Source organism: Stagnimonas aquatica, assembly GCF_003730135.1.
GTDB classification, from domain to species: domain Bacteria; phylum Pseudomonadota; class Gammaproteobacteria; order Nevskiales; family Nevskiaceae; genus Stagnimonas; species Stagnimonas aquatica.
The window spans coordinates 781,135-798,341 of record NZ_RJVO01000001.1 but is presented as its reverse complement, the minus strand read 5'-3'; the positions used below and the strand labels follow the sequence as shown (position 1 = coordinate 798,341).

At 69.2% G+C, this 17,207-nt stretch carries 11 protein-coding genes; 5 read left to right on the top strand and 6 right to left on the bottom strand.

The window, feature by feature from the left end; genetic code table 11:
* Window positions 1–104 precede the first annotated feature (104 nt).
* Window positions 105–2,411, bottom strand: a complete 2,307-nt coding sequence (locus ED208_RS03520; RefSeq protein WP_233574759.1) for an ATP-dependent DNA helicase — start codon at window positions 2,409–2,411, stop codon at window positions 105–107.
* Window positions 2,412–2,916: 505 nt separating this feature from the next.
* Between ED208_RS03520 and ED208_RS03515 the strand changes: the two genes are divergently transcribed.
* Complete coding sequence (locus ED208_RS03515) at window positions 2,917–3,315, top strand: histidine biosynthesis protein HisIE (RefSeq protein WP_199720490.1); 399 nt, start codon at window positions 2,917–2,919, stop codon at window positions 3,313–3,315.
* A gap of 111 nt (window positions 3,316–3,426) precedes the next feature.
* On the opposite strand, the gene ED208_RS03510 is transcribed toward ED208_RS03515, so the two are convergent.
* Window positions 3,427–4,398, bottom strand: a complete 972-nt coding sequence (locus ED208_RS03510) for an MBL fold metallo-hydrolase (protein WP_123210457.1) — start codon at window positions 4,396–4,398, stop codon at window positions 3,427–3,429.
* A gap of 86 nt (window positions 4,399–4,484) precedes the next feature.
* Here ED208_RS03510 and ED208_RS03505 point away from each other — a divergent pair, with 86 nt between their 5' ends.
* Both ED208_RS03505 and ED208_RS03500 read left to right on the top strand, forming a co-directional pair.
* The gene (locus tag ED208_RS03505) at window positions 4,485–5,417 is read left to right on the top strand and encodes an ABC transporter ATP-binding protein (protein ID WP_233574758.1); all 933 of its coding nucleotides are present in this window, start codon (window positions 4,485–4,487) and stop codon (window positions 5,415–5,417) included.
* Window positions 5,414–6,175 (top strand): ABC transporter permease, encoded by a 762-nt coding sequence (locus tag ED208_RS03500; RefSeq protein WP_123210455.1) that lies wholly within the window; start codon window positions 5,414–5,416, stop codon window positions 6,173–6,175. The genes ED208_RS03505 and ED208_RS03500 overlap by 4 nt, the downstream gene beginning before the upstream one ends.
* A 5-nt stretch (window positions 6,176–6,180) precedes the next feature.
* Here the strand turns inward: ED208_RS03500 and ED208_RS03495 are convergent, their stop codons facing one another.
* Complete coding sequence (locus ED208_RS03495; RefSeq protein ID WP_123210454.1) at window positions 6,181–7,737, bottom strand: DUF3369 domain-containing protein; 1,557 nt, start codon at window positions 7,735–7,737, stop codon at window positions 6,181–6,183.
* A 16-nt stretch (window positions 7,738–7,753) separates the two neighbouring features.
* Window positions 7,754–8,983 carry a sensor histidine kinase gene (locus tag ED208_RS03490; RefSeq protein ID WP_233574810.1) on the bottom strand — a complete coding sequence of 410 codons (1,230 nt, stop codon included), beginning with the start codon at window positions 8,981–8,983 and terminating at the stop codon, window positions 7,754–7,756.
* Window positions 8,984–9,262: 279 nt separating this feature from the next.
* Between ED208_RS03490 and hemN the strand changes: the two genes are divergently transcribed.
* Both hemN and ED208_RS03480 read left to right on the top strand, forming a co-directional pair.
* Complete coding sequence (gene hemN / locus ED208_RS03485; RefSeq protein WP_123210452.1) at window positions 9,263–10,681, top strand: oxygen-independent coproporphyrinogen III oxidase; 1,419 nt, start codon at window positions 9,263–9,265, stop codon at window positions 10,679–10,681.
* A gap of 105 nt (window positions 10,682–10,786) precedes the next feature.
* Window positions 10,787–11,710, top strand: a complete 924-nt coding sequence (locus ED208_RS03480; protein ID WP_123210451.1) for a universal stress protein — start codon at window positions 10,787–10,789, stop codon at window positions 11,708–11,710.
* A gap of 194 nt (window positions 11,711–11,904) precedes the next feature.
* Here the strand turns inward: ED208_RS03480 and ED208_RS03470 are convergent, their stop codons facing one another.
* Window positions 11,905–12,645, bottom strand: a complete 741-nt coding sequence (locus ED208_RS03470) for a Crp/Fnr family transcriptional regulator (RefSeq protein WP_123210449.1) — start codon at window positions 12,643–12,645, stop codon at window positions 11,905–11,907.
* A gap of 303 nt (window positions 12,646–12,948) precedes the next feature.
* Window positions 12,949–16,920: a ribonucleotide reductase barrel domain-containing protein gene (locus tag ED208_RS03465; RefSeq protein WP_123210448.1), complete on the bottom strand. Its 3,972-nt coding sequence runs from the start codon at window positions 16,918–16,920 to the stop codon at window positions 12,949–12,951.
* Between the last annotated feature and the right edge of the window lie 287 nt (window positions 16,921–17,207).

Below are 17,207 nucleotides of genomic sequence, written 5' to 3'. Positions count from 1 at the left end.
ATGGGGGCGCCTGGGTGTACCACTGCATCCCGTGGGGCGAGCGGAGCGCCCCCACCCTAACCCTCCCCCGCTACGCAGGGGAGGGGACTGATCGCAGTTTTTCGTTATTCGATCTGCCACCAGCGCGGCAGCAGCGCCTGCACCTCGGCTTGCGCGTAGCGGTCGTCGAGCAGGTGCAGCACGCCGTGGTCCTGCGCGCCGCGGATCACCCGGCCGGCGGCCTGCACCACTTTCTGCAGGCCGGGGTAGAGATAGGCGTAGTCGTAACCGGCGCCGAACTGCGCGTCGAGGCGGCGTCGCAGTTCCTCGTTGAGCGGGTTGATCTGCGGCAGACCGAGGCTGGCGATGAAGGCGCCGATCAGCCGCTCGCCGGGCAGGTCGATGCCTTCGCCGAACACGCCGCCCAGCACTGCAAAGCCGATGCCCTCGCCACCGGCCACGAAGCGCTGCAGAAAGGCTTCGCGCTCCGGCTCGCGCATGCCGCGCTGCTGCGACCACAGCGGAATCTCCGGGTAGCGCGCGGCGAACGCCGCCAGCGCCTGTTGCAGATAGTCGAAGCTGCTGAAGTAGGCGAGGTAGTTGCCGGGCTGCTTGCGGTACTGCCCGGCCATCCGGGCGAGGAGTGCGGGCAGCGAGCGCTGCCGGTGCTGGTAGCGGGTGGAGATATCGCGCGCCACCGTCACCCGCAACTGTTCGGCGCGGAACGGCGAGGGCACGTCCAGCCACTGCGTGCCGGCCGGCAGGCCGAGCAGGTCGCGGTAGTAGTGCGGCGGCTTGAGAGTCGCCGAAAACAGCACCAGCGCATGCGTGCGCGCGGCGCGCGGCGCCAGGAACGGCGCCGGCACCAGGTTGCGGATCGCCAGCCGCGAGCGGCCGGGCTGGCGCGGCTGCGAGGCTTCTTCCAGCACGATCTCGAACAGCGAATGCGCCGGCGCGAAACTCTCCGCCAGGCGCAGAAACTGCGCCGCCTCGAACCACCAGGCCTGCAGCGGACTGTCGTTGGCCGGCGGCTCTTCGGCGTAGTGGCGGGCGATGGCCGAGACCGCCTCCTGCAAGGCGCGGCAGAGTGAGTCCGGCAGTTGCGCGTGCGCGACATAGGCTTCGGTCTGGTCGCGGTGCAGGCGGCTCCAGGCGCGGCGGACTTTCTCCAGCGGTTTGCGCAGCTCGGCCGGGGCGACGCGCCGCAGCGCCGCGAGCTGCATGGGATCGAGTTCCGCCGAGTACATGCCGCGCGCCCGCTCGACCAGGTTGTGGGCCTCGTCCACCAGCACCGCCAGCTTCCAGTCGTTGAGCTGCGCCAGGCCGTAGAGCAAGGCGCTGCCGTCGAAGTAGTAGTTGTAGTCGCCGACCACCACATCGCTCCAGCGCACCAGCTCCTGGCCGAGGTAGTAGGGGCAGACCTGGTGCTCCAGCGCCACCGCGCGCAGGCCGGCCTGATCGAGACGCGACCGCTGCACGGCGGCGGCGCGGGCGGCGGGCAGGCGGTCGTAGAAGCCGCGCGCCAGCGGGCAGGACTCGCCGTGGCAGGCCTTGTCCGGGTGTTCGCAGCTCTTCTCGCGCGCCACCAGTTCCAGCACCCGCAGCGGGATGGCGCCGGTCGTCGCGGTGCCGACCAGCGAGGCGGCAGCGTCCAGCGCCAACCGGCGGCCGGAAGTCTTGGCGGTGAGAAAGAACACTTTCTCGACTTCGCCGCGCGCCAGCGCCTTGAGCGCCGGGTAGAGACTGCCGATGGATTTGCCGATGCCGGTCGGCGCCTGCGCCAGCAGAGCACCGCCGCGCGCGGCCATGCGGTACACCGCCTCGGCGAGCTGGCGCTGGCCGGCGTGGAACTGGGGGTGCGGGAAGGCCGCCGCCGCCAGCGCCGGATCACGCCGCTCCCGGTGCGCCAACTCGCTCGCCGACCAGTGCAGGAAGTGCGCGCACTGGGTCTCGAAAAATGTGCGCAGGCCCTCGGCATCGTGGCGCTCGCTGAACAGGGTTTCCTGCTCACTGTCGACGTTGAAGTAGACCAGGGTCAGTCGCAGCTCGGGCAGCGCCAGCGCCTGGCAGAGCAGCCAGCCGTAGACCTTCAGCTGCGCCCAGTGCAGCGCGCGCTGATTCTCCGGCAAGCGCTCCAGGCGGCCGCGATAGGTCTTTACCTCCTCCAGCTCCTGACGCGCCGGGTAGTAGCCGTCGGCGCGGCCGCGAACCTCCAGCGCGCCGTAGCGGCCGCGCAGCGGCAGCTCCTTCTGGTAGTCGTCGCCGCGCCGGGCGGCAACGCTGGCGTGGCCGGCGATGCCCTCCAGCGCGCTCGGCGCCGGCGTGAAGCGCAGATCGAGATCGCCGTGCTTGGCGGTGAACTCGCAGAGCTCGCGGGCGGCGATGCGGTACTGCGCGGGCTGGCTGTCGGTGTTGGCGGTGACGATGGACAAGGGTGACGTTCGGTGCGAGGTGCGCGGACGGCGGTGGGGCGTTGGCCGAGTGGATGGCGCGCACTCTACCCGCCGTTCGCGGCGCGCGAACCTTGCGCGAGTGCGCGCAAGTTTGCGCGCAAGCACCTTCGCTGCCGCGCTGCGGGAGCGTTGCCGCGAACGCTTGCGACTCGTCTCGCAGCGGCCGGCGTTCGAGTCGAAAAGAAGGCGCTCGCCGACCAGAGATATGGCCGCGAAGCAAGCCTCCTGAATCTGCGTTTCTCCTAGTAAAAAGGCGGTTTTGAAACTGCGCACATGGGCGTGTGTCGTGCGGCTTCGGGAGCCCTTCGGAAAGGCCTTCGTTCGGCTGCCGGCGCGGGTGGAAAGTGTCGTTGCCATGCCCACGCGTGCGCCCTAGCACAGGTGTGGCGTGCAAAGCGCGCGCGCTCTTGCTAGTGTCCGAATAAGGCTTGCCATATCAGTGTTTTTGGAAGGCCTTAACCAACCTGACCTCGGGAGCAAACACATGGCAGTAGCGAAGAAAGCGGCGAAGAAGGCGACGAAGAAAGTTGCCGCGAAGAAAGTGGTGAAGAAGGCTGTGGCGAAGAAGCCGGTGGCCAAGAAGGCGGTCGCCAAGAAGGCCCCGGCCAAGAAGGCAGTTGCCAAGAAAGTCGTGAAGAAGGTTGCCGCCAAGAAGGCAGTCGCCAAGAAGGCTCCGGCGAAGAAGGCGGTTGCGAAGAAGGCTCCGGCCAAGAAAGCCGCTGCCAAGAAGGGTGGCAAGACCCTCGCCAAGGTCGTCAAGAAGATCAAGGCCGAAGTCGCCCTGGTGAAGAAGGAGGTCAAGAAGGATGTTGCCCTGGTGAAGAAGAAGGCCGCCAAGGCGATCAAGAAGGTGACCCCGCCCGCCCCTCCGGCGGCTGGCTAAGACCGGTCCTGGCGGCGCGCACCGCGCCGCCCGACCACGGTTGTTGCCTCGAGGCCGAGCAGCTCGCGCTGCTCGGCTTTTTTTGTTGCCTGCGGTCGCCAGTGGCGCGGCTCAGGGGGGCGGCGCGAACAGAGCGACCGGTTCGGCCAGGCCGTAGGTCTCCACTCGCAGATCGGGGTGCCCCTCCCGCATCGCGGCGAAGAAGCGGTCCAGTCTCACCACGACCGGGAACGGCCGCAGCGGCTCCTCCAGCGGTCGGCTGAAATCGTCCCAGTGACTGGGCACGATGCGCTTGGCGCCGACCGCATCGACCACGTCGGCCAGATAGGCATCGAGATCGTCGATCAGCGCCACGCCGAGAAACACCAGATCGGCGCGCTCGCCACGCAGCGCGCCCGGTAGCGTGCCGGCGCTGCCGTGCAGCAGCACCCGACCCTGCGGGTGCGCGACCAGGATCGAGTAGGTGCCGCCCAGCTTGTAGTCCAGGTAGTGGGCGGGCGGCGTCAGCGGCGCGTCGATCTCGCCGGTGGGCGCGCCGCCGGTGGCGCCAGCGTGGCGGCTCTCGACGAAGTGCAGCTCGAAGTCGCCAAAGCGGTAGTTCTGTCCGGGCGCGATCACCGTCAGCTGCGCCTCCGGCAGACCAGCGCCACGACCGAGGTTGGCGGTGCTGGCGGAGCCGAGCAACTGGGCGCCGGTGAGCCTGGCCACCAGGCCGGCGTCCATCGCGTGGTCGTAGTGCGAATGCGAGACCAGCACCGCGTCCAGCTTGCTCACCCCCAGGCGGGTCAGCCAGGCGCGGATGCGCGCCTCGTCGGGGGCGATGCGGCGGTTGAGCGCCAGCGGCAGCAGGCCCTCCGGCCGCGAGAAGAACGGGTCCACCAGCAGCGCGTGCTCGCCGTCGCGCAGCAGCACGGCGGTGACGCCCAGCCAGGTGGCGGTGAGCGCGCCAGCGGGGATCGGCGCGGCGGCGACCCGGTGGCGTTGGTACTCGGCCATGCCGGGGCGGTAGCTGTACAGCACCGCCAGTCCGGCAGCCAGCAGCAGACCCAGCGCCGGCAGCAGGCGCGCAAGCCATTTCCTCATGGGGCGATTCTCCAATTGCCGACACACCCTAGCCTAGCGAGCGCCGCTCTAGAATGAGCATATTCCCCTCCTCAGGCAGGCGTCGCGTGTCGCAGCCCCCCATCATCTCGGTCCGGAATCTCTCCAAGACCTACGCCTCCGGCTTCACCGCCCTCAAGAACGTCAAGCTCGACATCCAGCGCGGCGAGATCTTCGCCCTGCTCGGCCCGAACGGCGCCGGCAAGACCACCCTGATCGGTGTCATCTGCGGACTGGTGAAGGCCAGCGCCGGCCAGGTGATTGCCGACGGCCACGACATCCAGCGCGAATACCGTCTGGTGCGCGAGAAGATCGGCCTGGTGCCGCAGGAGCTGCACACCGACGCCTTCGAGAGCGTGTGGGCGACGGTCAACTTCAGCCGTGGCCTGTTCGGCAAGCCACGCGATCCGTCGCTGATCGAGAAGCTGCTACGCGAGCTTTCGCTCTGGGACAAGAAGGACGCCCGGATCATGACGCTCTCCGGCGGCATGAAGCGGCGGGTGATGATCGCCAAGGCGCTCTCGCACGAGCCGAAGATCCTGTTCCTCGACGAACCCTCGGCCGGGGTCGATGTCGAGCTGCGCCGCGACATGTGGCAACTGGTGCGGCGCCTGCGCGACAGCGGCGTGACCATCATCCTCACCACCCATTACATCGAGGAAGCCGAGGAGATGGCCGACCGCGTCGGCATCATCCGCCAGGGCGAGCTGATCCTGGTCGAGGAGAAGGCGGCGCTGATGCGCAAGCTCGGCAAGAAGCAGCTGCGCCTGCAACTGAAGACGCCGCTCGCCGCCATCCCCGACACCCTGGCCGGCTACGCGCTGGAGCTGGCCGGCGAGGGCCAGACGCTGATCTACACCTACGACGACCAGCAGGACGACACCGGCATCGCCGAGCTGCTGCGCCGCCTGGCGGCGCAGGGCATCGACTTCCGCGAGCTGCAATCCAGCCAGAGCTCGCTGGAAGACATCTTCGTCAGCCTGGTCCAGGGCCGCCCATGAACTTCCACGCGATCCGCGCCATCTACCGCTTCGAGATGGCCCGCACCTTCCGCACCCTGATGCAGAGCATCGCCTCGCCGGTGCTCTCCACCTCGCTGTACTTCGTGGTGTTCGGCGCCGCCATCGGCTCGCGCATGGGCGAGGTCGATGGCATCCATTACGGCGCCTTCATCATCCCCGGCCTGGTGATGCTCTCGCTGCTCACCGAGAGCATCTCCAACGCCTCCTTCGGCATCTACATGCCGAAGTGGTCGGGCACCATCTACGAGCTGCTGTCGGCGCCGGTGTCCTCGGCGGAGGTGATTCTCGGCTACGTCGGCGCCGCCACCACCAAGTCGGTGATGCTGGGTCTGCTGATCCTCGCCACCGCGCGGCTGTTCGTGCCCTACCACATCGCCCACCCGTTCTGGATGCTGGCCTTCCTGCTGCTCACCGCGTTCAGCTTCAGCCTGTTCGGCTTCATCCTCGGCATCTGGGCCGACAGCTTTGAGAAGCTGCAGATCGTGCCGCTGATGATCGTCACGCCGCTGACCTTCCTCGGCGGCAGCTTCTACTCGATCAGCATGCTGCCGCCGCTGTGGCAGAAGATCGCCCTGTTCAACCCGGTGGTGTATCTGGTCAGCGGCTTCCGCTGGAGCTTCTACGGGGTCGCCGATGTCGCGGTCGGCATCAGCGTCGCCATGACCGCGCTGTTCATGCTGATCTGCCTGGTCGCGGTCTGGTGGATCTTCAAGACCGGTTACCGCCTGAAGCGCTGAGCGCCCTATTCGCGCTCGTCGCCGGGCAGGCTCCGGTGGATGGCCAGGAAGTCCTGGTAGTGGTCCAGGAACAGGTCCACCAGCCGGGGCTCGAACTGCCGGCCCCGCTCGCCGCGCAGGTAGTCGGCGATGTCCTCCCAGGACCAGGGCTCCTTGTAGACGCGGCGTGAGCTCAGGGCGTCGAAGACATCGGCGAGTCCGGTGATGCGGGCGAACAGATGGGTCTCGGTGCCGCCGAGACCGCGCGGATAGCCGCCGCCGTCCCAGCGCTCGTGATGGCCGCCCACCACCAGCTCGGCGGCTTTCAGCAGATGGCCCTTCTGGCCTTCCAGCATCCGCTGGCCGCGCAGCACATGGGTTTCCATGATGGCCCGCTCGGCGGCATCCAGCTTGCCGGGCTTGTCGAGGATGGCGTCGGGGATGCCGATCTTGCCGAGATCGTGCATGGCGGCGGCCACGCCCAGTGCCTCGACTTCCTCGTCCGATAGCCCGAGCAGCCGGCCCAGCAGCTTGGAGTATTCCGAAACCCGGCGCACATGGTTGCGCAGCAGCTTGGAGCGCTCCTCGATGCCGGTGCTGAGCAGGATGATGAGCCGGCGCTGGGATTCGAGTAGGTCCTGGTTGAGCGTCAGGTTCTCGTAGGCGATGGAGACATTGCGGCAGAACAGCTCGATCAGCCGGGCGTCGGCCGGCGAGAAGTTGCTGTCGCTGCTCAGGTAGACCACATGCTCGGTGTGCAGGCGGGTGGAGAAATAGGCGGCGAACTGGCGCTCGCCGATCTCGAAGGAATGGGAGCTGACCGCCCGTTGCACATGCGCCATCGCCTCGGCGTCGAGCACGTCCTCCGCCAGCGCGCCCTCGCTGGCCTGGTAGGCGCCGGTGCCGGCGGCGACATGCAACTGCCCGCAGTTCAGGTCGGCGGCGAAGCCATTGGCGCCGATCAGCACGGCGTCGCGCCGGGCGTACAGCAGGGCGGTGATCTGCTCCAGCACGCCGCGCTGGAACTGCACCAGGGAATGGGTCTTGAAGATCGAGGCGGAGGCCTCGATCACCTGCTCCAGGCCCAGGCGGTTGCGGTCCATCGCCACCAGCTCGCGGTACAGGCTCAGGCCGGTCTGCAGCACGGTGTAGAGCTTGGTGGTGGTGAGCTCGGTCTTTTCCTTGTAGTCGTTGATGTCGAACTTGCGCACCACCTCCAGCTCCGGCGCCTGGCCGGGCTGGCCGGTGCGCAGCACGATGCGTACGAAGCGATTGCCGAGCCGGTGGCGGATCTCCTGCACCGCGTCGAGGCCGGCGTGCTCGGTTTCCATCACCACGTCCATCAGCACCAGCGCGATGTCGGCCTCGCGCGCCATGATCTCCACCGACTCGCGGCCGGTGTAGGCGTCGTGGATCTGCAGCGGCCGGCCGAGGACGGTGAACGACTCCAGCGCTAGGCGGGTGACCTTGTGCACCTCCTCCTCGTCGTCCACCACCAGAATCTTCCAGGGCTCCGGCCCGGTACCACTGGTTTGGAGCTCGCTGGCGGCGAAGCTCATCAGTTCGTTGTCGGCCTGTTCCATGATCGCGAGGTCCTGTTCAGAAACGGAGAGTGAAGCGGGTGCCCTGGCCCGGGGTGCTGGCGACCTCGACGCTGCCCCCCAGGGTCTGGTGCACCAGGTTGAAGACGATGTTGAGGCCCAGGCCGGTGCCGCCCTGGCCACGGCGGGTGGTGAAGAACGGGTCGAAGATGCGCGGCAGGTTCTCGGCGGAGATGCCCTTGCCGTCGTCGCTGAAGCACAGCTCCACGCGCTCGCCCTGGCGGCTCACCCGGATGGTCATCCGCCCGGCGCTGTCCGGCTCGAAGGCGTGGGTGACCGAGTTGACCACCAGGTTGGTGAGGATCTGCGACAGCGCGCCCGGCGTGGTGAGGATCTCGATGTCGTCCGGGCAGTCCAGCTCGATGCGGTGCCGGCTGGCCTTGAGCTTGGGGCGCAGGCTCAGCAGCACCTCCTCGATGTAAGCCTTGAGGTTGATCCGCCGCTGCTCGTCGCTGGACTGATCCACCGCCACCAGCTTGAAGCTCTTGATCAGGTCGGCGGCGCGCCGCAGGTTGATCAGGATGATGTCGCTGGCCTGCTCGAAGGACAGCAGCAGCTTCTCGAACTGCGCCTTGGTCAGCTTGTTGTCCCGGGCGGCGAGGCGCATGGCGCGAACCTCGCCCTGCAAGTGCGAGGCGGCGGTCACGCCGACGCCGACCGGGGTGTTGATCTCGTGGGCGACGCCGGCCACCAGGCTGCCCAGCGAGGCCATCTTCTCGGCCTGCACCAACTGGCCCTGCGCCACCTTGAGCTGGGCCAGCGCCCGCTGCGTTTCCTGCACCTGCGTTTCCAGGGAATGATTGAGGTCGCGCAGCGCCTGTTCGCCGCGCTTGCGCTCGGTGATGTCGATGATCGAGGCGAGCACGAAGACGCCCTCCTCGGTGCGGATCGGGCTGAGGCCGATCTCGATCGGCACCTCGCGGCCGGCGCTGGTGAGGCCGAACAGGTCGCGGCCGGCGCCCATCGGCCGGTGGCTGGGCCGGGTGAAATAGCTTTCCCGCAGGCGGGGGTGGTGCTCGCGGATGCGCAGCGGCACCAGCACGTCCACCGGCTGCCCGAGCAGCGCCTCGCGGGCGTAACCGAACAACTGCTCGGTCTGGCGGTTGACCAGGGTGATGATGCCTTCGGCGTTGACCATCAGGATGGCATTGGGCGAGGCCTCCACCACCAGACGGAAGCGCTCGTCGTGCTGGTCGGAGGGGCCGGCGCTGGGGAAGTTGATGGCCATCGGCACGGCTTGCTTCCTCCTTCTTCTTCTTCTTCTGGGGTTCCACGGCAGGCTTCCGCCGTGGCTGCGGTGAGCGCGGTCGGGCCAACCCGACCCGAGCCGGCCGCCTGGGGAAGCTTGCCGGGCCTGCGATCCGCAGACCCGCTCGCCGGCCGCAAGGTAGAGGCGGGCGGATGGGTGGCCGATGAGCTGTCGCCGACGGCGGAGGGCCATTGACGCCGGTCAACGCGGCGGAGTGGCCGCGACCCTAAGGTGGCTGGCATCCGCAGGAGCACCTTCATGGATCTCGCCCTATTCGACCCCGCCCTGATCGAGCGCTACGACCGCGCGGGGCCGCGCTACACCTCCTACCCGACCGCCGCGCAGTTCAGCGACAGCTACAGCGCCAGCGATTATCTGAGTGCCGTGCAGTACAGCCGCGACAGCGGCGTGCCGATCTCGCTGTATGTGCACGTGCCGTTCTGCGCCAGCCCCTGCTTCTACTGCGGCTGCAACCGCATCATCAGCCGCTCGCGCAGCATCGCCGCCGGCTACATCGAGCGTCTGGAGCGCGAGATCGAGATGCAGGCGGCGCTGTTCGCCGGCCGTGGCCCGGTGTCGCAGCTGCACTTCGGCGGCGGCACGCCCAGCTTCTTCAGTCTCGCGCAGATGGAGCAGGTGATGCAGGCCCTGGATCGCGGCTTCGGCCTCAGTCGCGGCGCGCAGCGCGAGTTTTCCATCGAGGTTGATCCACGCGCGCTGCTGCCGGATAGCGTTGCCGGCCTCGCCGCGCTCGGCTTCAACCGCATCAGCATCGGCGTGCAGGACTTTGATCCCGCCGTGCAGGAGGCGGTCAACCGCTTGCAGAGCTATGAGCAGACCGAGCAGGTGGTGCGCGATGCGCGCCGGCACGGCTACAACTCGGTGTCGGTGGATCTGATCTACGGCCTGCCGAAGCAGACGCTGGAAGGTTTCGGCCGCACCCTCGAGCAGGTCATCGACCTGGCGCCCGACCGCATCTCCGCCTACAGCTACGCGCACATGCCGCAGCTGTTCAAGGCGCAGGGCCAGATCAACGTCGCCGACCTGCCCAGCCCGCAGCAGAAGCTGGGCCTGCTCCAGCTCACGGTGGCAAAGCTGCAGGCGGCGGGCTATGTCTACGTCGGCATGGATCACTTCGCGCGGCCCGACGACGAACTCGCGCGCGCCCTCGAGGACGGCAGCCTGCAACGCAATTTCCAGGGCTATTCCACGCGCGGCGGCGCCGATCTGATCGGCTTGGGCTTGAGCGCCATCAGCCGCATCGGCGACAGCTATTGCCAGAACGCCAAGACCCTCGACGCCTACTACGCCGCGCTCGACACCGGCCATCTGCCGTTGCAGCGCGGCCTGCAACTGAGTGCCGACGACCGCCTGCGCCGGCGCCTGATCGAAGACCTGATGTGCCGTGGCCGGGTGGATTACGCGGCGCTGGAGAACGAGTACCACATCGACTTCGGCGGCTATTTCGCCGAGGCACTGAAAGCGCTGGAGCCCCTGGCCGCCGATGGTCTGGTGGAGCTGGGTGCGCGCGGGTTGCAGGTGACCGCCCGGGGGCGTTTCCTGCTGCGGGCGGTGGCGATGCCTTTCGACGCCCATCTGCCGCCACCGCGCGTGGCCGTGGCGGCCGCGAACCAGGAAAGCCGGCCGGCCACGCCGCGCTACTCGCGGCTGATCTGAACGCCACCGGCGCTGGCGATTCCGATGCGCCATTGACCTGGGTCAACGCGCAGCGGCCTGCCCCAGGCGGATGCTTCCACACTGTTTTTCGGAGCGCAGCCACCCATGTCCCATCGCAAGGTCTTCCTGATCGCCCGGCGCAGCGAGCCGCATTCGCCGGCGCTCAATCGTGCCGCCGCGCTGATCCGGGCCGGTGGCGGCGAGTTGCACCTCTGCCTGTTCGAGCAGCAGCCGCTGCTGGACACGGTGGCGCACCTGAGCAGCGAGGTGGCGCGCCTGGCGCGCGAGGCCCAGCTCGCCGAGGCGCACCAGTGGCTCAAGGACAAGGTGCAGGCCCTGCGCGAAACCGGCGTCAAGGCCGAGGGCGAGGTGGTCTGGGGGCGGCCGGTGCTGGACCATATGCTCGCCAAGATCCGCCAGCAGCAGCCGAGCCTGGTGGTGAAGGACATCCATCTGGAACCGCTGCTGCGGCGGGTGCTGCTGACCCCCATCGACTGGCACCTGCTGCGCGACTGCCCCTGTCCGCTGATGCTGGTCAACCCGCAGGCGCTGCCGCTGCCGAGGCGGGTGATCGCCGCCGTCGAGCCGGTGGCGGCCGAGCACGGCGAGGGTCATCTGAACGAGCGCATCGTCCAGTTCGCCGCCGAACTGGCCCGCACCTGCGGCGCCGGCCACGAGCTGGCCTACGCCTACGAAGGGCTGTCGCCGCTGGCGGTCAGCCAACCCGAGGAGTACACGGCGATCGCCGCCGAAATCTACGAACAGCTACGGCAAAGTCAGGTGGAGCGCTTCCACCGCTTCGCCGCCGCGCAGGGCGTACCTGCCGAGCGTCAGCAGGTGCTCTACGGCCCGCCCTGGCTGGCGCTGACCGACTGCGCCGACGATCCGCGCGCCGATCTGCTGGTGCTGGGCAGCGTGCAGCGCGGCGGCCTGGAGCGTGCCCTGATCGGCAGCACCGCCGAACGCATCCTCGACCAGGCGCGCTGCGACCTGCTCGTGGTCAAGCCGGAAGCCGTGGCGGCCAGGTAGGCCGGCCGCGCCTCAGGCGCGGCCTATTGCGGATCTCGGATTGCGGATTTCGGATTGAACAGCGGCGAGCGGCGCGGCAGCTTCGCCGCAATCCGCAATCCGCAATCCGCAATCCGCAATCCGCAATCCGCAATCCGCAATCCGCAATCCGCAATCCGCAATCCGCAATCCGCAATCCGCAATCCGCAATCCGCTCAGCTGCCGCGCCGCAGCGGCAGGCCCACGCGGGCGATCTCCATCAGGCGCTCGACGTTGCGGATCTCGATGGAGGTGCGGCGGCCGCGCAGCGCGCCGCTGTCCTGCAAACGGGTGAACACCCGTGACACGGTTTCGGTGGCCAGGCCGAGGAACTGGCCGATGTCCCGGCGCGACATCGGCAGGCGCTGCGGCCGGCCGGCCAGACTGCCGCCCTCGCTCTGCGCGCTCTGGCTGAGCAGGAACACCGCCACCCGCTGCTCGGCCGTGCAGCGGCCCAGGTGCAGCAGTCTTTGCAGGCGCTGGATCTCGCGGCCCATGCGCGCGCTCAGGCGCTCGCGAAAGTCCGGCGATTCGCCAAGGCGCAGGCGGATCGCCTCGGCCGGCATGCGGCAGACCCGGGCCGGGGCGATGGCCACCGCGCTGCTCTGGAACTGCGGATGGCTCAGCGAGTCGATGCCCAGCACGTCGCCCGGCAGCACGAAGCCGAGCACCTGCTCGCCGCCGTCCGGGCTCACCACGTAGGACTTGAAGGCGCCGCCGCTGACCACGTACAGCGAGTCGCTGGGCTCGCCCATGCGGTAGAGATGCTCGCCGCGTTCCAGATGGCCGCGACTCATGCGGCCGGCGCCGCTGCCCTCGTCGAGCGCGGCGCCGAGGCAATCGCTACCCCGTTCGCAGCCGGTGCAGCGCAGGGGTTCGATGCGGCGTCGGCGGGTGGGAATGGCAACGGCGGACACGGTCGGCTCCAGGTTTCGGCGTCCAGCTTGCGGCCGCCGAGCCGCGATCCGCGTTGACCCAGGTCAGCGCGGGCGCGGCGGCACCGACTTAGGGCTTTCGTCGCGCTATGCCGCCTCGGGCTCCTTCCCCCGCTTGCGGGAGGAAGGCCGACAGGCAGTTGCTGAACCTCCTTCCCCCGCGTGCGGGGGAGTCAGAGCACTGCTCTGACGGGATGGGGGCGGTTTCCGCGTGCCCGGAACGCCCCCTCCCCAACCCTCCCCCGCAAGCGGGGGAGGGGGACTTTGGCGGGATGAGCGGAGGGCTCAGCCGCAATTCCCCACCCAGCCGCAATGGGTGCAGCTCTGGCAGCCGTCGCGCTTGACCACCGCGTGCACGCCGCATTCCGGGCAGGGCTTGCCGGGCAGGGCCGGGCTGCGCGCACTGCCGCTGCTGCTGGGCGCGGCGAGCACGCCCAGCGGCGTCTGCGGCAGGCCCTCGGCGTTGAGGATGCCGAGCATGTGATAGCGGTGCAGCATCAGCTCGGCGAGATAGGCGACGGTGGAGGGGTAGATCTGCGACTTGGCCTTGCCCGGCACGCGGGCAAAGAAGCCGCCGCCGGTTTCCGGATAGGACAGCAGCTTGCGCAGCTTCTCGCCGATCCAGGCCGGGTCGAGCACCCGCATGTCGTAGCTGAGCAGGCGGCAGAGGCCGTCGAGGTCTTTCGGATAGTCGCCGTAGAGGCCGACCGCGTAGGGACGCCGCTCGCCATCCGGCAGTTGCAGCTCGCGCAGCACCAGCACGCAGTCGTCGCCGGTGTTGGCGTTCTTCACGTCCACCGTCCAGGACATGGTGCCGTCGGTGCCGGTGAGCGGCTCCTCGCGGCTGAGCAGGGCATCCACCACCGGCGTCGGTCCCGGCTCGGCGAACACGCCCAGCTCCTGGCAACGGTGCAGTACCAGCCGCGCCAGCGCGGCGGTGGGGCTGGCCAGCAGTTGCGGCTCGCCGGCCGGCGGCATCCGCACCTGCACCGGATTGCCCTGGGTGCGCACTAGCGCCTCCAGCTTCAGTTGCAGCCAGGCGCGGTCGTCGGAGCGCATGTCCATCGACAGCAGCTTGGCGGTGGCGCCCAGGCCGCGCGGCTGCTCGGCGCCGTTGACCCAGACCTCGAAGGGGCGCGAGTGGCCGTTCGCGGTGTGGCCGACGAACACCGCGAAGCGGCAGCCGGGGCCGGCATCGACCATGTAGGTCCAGGCCGGATTGCCAGCGGCGAATTCCGGCCGCCCCGGCCACTTCAGCGAGGCCAGGGGCGGCGAGGGCAGCGATTCCAGGCGCAGCCGCTGGTCGAGGCTGGCGGCGGGCAGCTCCAGCGTTGGATTGCGGGCATCGGCGCCGGGCGCAGGGCTCACGCTCAGCACCGCGCCGGTGATGTCGTTGGGGCGGTAGGTGGTGCAGCCCTTGCAGCCCCATTCGTAGGCGAGGTCGTAGATGCGCTTGAACTCCTCGAAGCCGCATTCCACCGGCACGTTGACGGTCTTCGAGATCGAGGAGTCGATGTAGGGCTGCACCGCCGCCTGGATGCGCAGGTGATCGGCCGGCGAGAGCGTCTGCGCGCTGGCGAAATAGCCGGGCAGGTTCTGCGCGTCGCCGCCCATGCGCAGGTACAGGCGGTAGCCGTAGTCCTGGATCGGATACTCGATGGCCTCGCCGTCGCGGTTGCGGCTGCGCCGGTGGTATTCCCAGGCGAAGGCCGGCTCGATGCCGCCGGTGACATTGCGGCCGAAGGCCAGCGAGATGGTGCCGGTGGGCGCGATCGACAGCAGATGGCTGTTGCGCAGGCCGTGCTGGGCGATGGCGGCGCGCAGCGGCTCCGGCAGCCGCTGCACGAAAGGGCTCTTCAGGTAGTGGTCGGCGTCGAACAGCGGAAACGCGCCGCGCTCCTGCGCCAGCGCCACCGAGGCCTCGTAGGCGCTGTCGCGCAGCGTGCGGGCGATCTCGGCGGTGAGCTGCACCGCCTCCTCGGAGCCGTAGCGCTGGCGCAGCATCATCAGCGCCGTGCCCAGGCCGGTGAATCCCAGGCCGACGCGGCGCTTGTTCATCGCCTCGCGCTGCTGTTCGGGCAGGGGCCAGTGCGTGAGGTCGAGCACGTTGTCGAGCATACGCACCGCCGTCGCGGCGGTCTGCTTCAGTCGCGGCCAGTCCAGACGCGCCTGCTCGGTGAACGGTTCGCTGACGAACAGCGCCAGATTGAGCGAGCCCAGGCAGCAGCAGCCGTAGTCGGGCAGCGGCTGCTCGCCGCAGTTGTGGACGTAGAGGCCGTTGGCATCGAAGGCGTTGATGCCGGGAATCTGGCAGTCGTAGACGGTCTCCGCCGGACCGGCCTCGATGCTCGCCACCCGCGCGGCGAAGCGGCTGCGGTTGAGCCCGCGCTTGTAGCCGGCCAGCCGCTGGCTGAGGCGCGCGGCTTTTTCGCCGTCGGCGAAGCCGATGCGCTCGGCGTAGATCGCCAGGTTGTCGCCGGACAGCACCAGCTCCCAGTGCCGGCGGTCACGGTGCAGGCTGCTGACCATGCCCAGCCGCAGCAGCATGCGCTGCACCGCTTCGGCCTGGCCGTAGTCGGCGAGGTTCAGGCGCAGGCTGGCGCCCTTGCTGGCGCAGGCCTGCACCTGGCCGGCGCTGTCGAACAGGCCGCGCAGCAGGCCGCAATAGAACCGGCTGGAGGCGCGCTCCATCGCCGGCGTCACCCGGGTCTGGCCCTCGCCCAGACCCATGCGCTGGGCGAGATCGGCCAGCACCGGCAGCGACAGTCGCCATTCGCCACGCCCGGTCTGCGGCCGCCAGTCCGGGAGTGGCGCGCCGGGCGCCAGCGTGGCGACGCAGCGCAGTGCCTCGGTCATCACGCCCCGCGCGCCGTCCTGCGCCGGGCTGCCACCCACCGCCAAGGGCCGCGCCCACAGCGACAGCACCGCCGCCTCGCTCCACAACTGGCCCTCGGCCAGCAGCAGGCCGAGCAGATAGCCCTCCTCCTGGCTTTCCACGCCGGGCCACTGCGGCTGGTCGCGGTGGTCGTGCAGCACGATCAGCTCGCCCGGCAGTAGCTCCCCGGCTTTCTTCCACACCGGCTCCTGGGTCCAGCGGCCCATCCAGCGCAGACTCAACACCGGGTGGTCGGCGGTGAGCCGCAGCCGGTAGCCCTCCTCGGTGCGCAGGTTCAGCACCGGCTTGTGGCCGGTGACGAAGAAGCCGCGCGCAGTGGCGGCGTGCGACTCGCCATCCACCCGCGCCACGAAGGCGCGGCCGAGCAACTCGCGCACCTGGCGCGGGCCTTCATCGGTATGCACCCAGCTATCGGCGGTGATGCAGGGGTTGGTGGCCTCGATGCGCTCGCAGTAGGCGAGGTTGTTCTCGGCGTTCATGCGGTCGATGAACACCACGCCGGGGTCGGCGGTTTCGTAGGTGGTGCGCAGCAGCGCGTCCCAGAGCGCGGCGGCCTTGACGCGCCGGTACACCCAGAGCCCGTCGGCGCGCTGGTAGGCCTCCGGGTGCTCGCTGGGGTCCGGCTCGGCGGCGTGCGCCAGCTCGATGTCCTCGTCGCGGTCCTTGGCGGCCATGAAGGCATCGCTGACCGCCACGCTGAGGTTGAAGTTGGCGAGCGTGCGCTGCTTCTGCAACAGCGCCTCCAGCTCGCTGCCGCTGTAGCCGGCGGCAGCGAGCTGGCGCGCCGGCTCGCGCAGATCCTTGGCGGCGATGAAGGCCTCGATGTCCGGGTGGTCCACCCGCAAGATGCCCATCTGCGCGCCGCGCCGGGCACCGGCCGATTCCACCGTTTCGCAGGAGCGGTCGAACACCCGCATGTAGCTGATCGGCCCGCTGGCGCGGCTCCGGGTGCCGTGCACCTTGGCGCCGCGCGGGCGGATGCTGGAAAAGTCGTAGCCGACACCGCCGCCACGACGCATGGTTTCCGCCGCCTGCAGCAGCGCGGTGTAGATGCCGACCTTGCCGTCGCGGCTCTGGGCGATGGAATCGCCCACCGGCTGCACGAAGCAGTTGATGAGCGTGGCCTGCAGGTCGGTGCCGGCCGCGCTCATGATCCGACCGGCCGGGTAGAAGCCGGCCTTGAGCGCGTTGAGGAATTGCGCCTGCCAGTGCGCGCGCCGCTCGGGTGCTTCGGCTTCGGCGAGGCCGCGCGCCACGCGCTGCAAGACCTCGTCGACGCTGCGCTCCTCGCCCTTGGCGTACTTGTCGCGCAGCACGCCGTCGTAATAGCGGTCCTGTTCGGTCAACAAGTCCTGCAACATCAGCCACCTCGCTGCTTGAGCGCGCGGAGCGGGTGGCGGCAGAGCCGTCACCGCCACCGGCCGCCAAGGCCCCGGAGCCAGAGTCCGCAGTCTGCGCCCGAATCCATGAGCCTGGAATGAAAGGCCGACCGGCGGGAGCGCGCGTTTGCAGCGAGCGCCCCCGCGAGGCCGGAATGGAGACGGACCTAGGCTAGGGCGGCGGGCGTGCAGGAAAACTGACGCAGATCAAGTTGGCGGCCGGGCCGATGCCGGCCGGCGCGAGGGATGCGAGCCGCCGTCACCCTGGC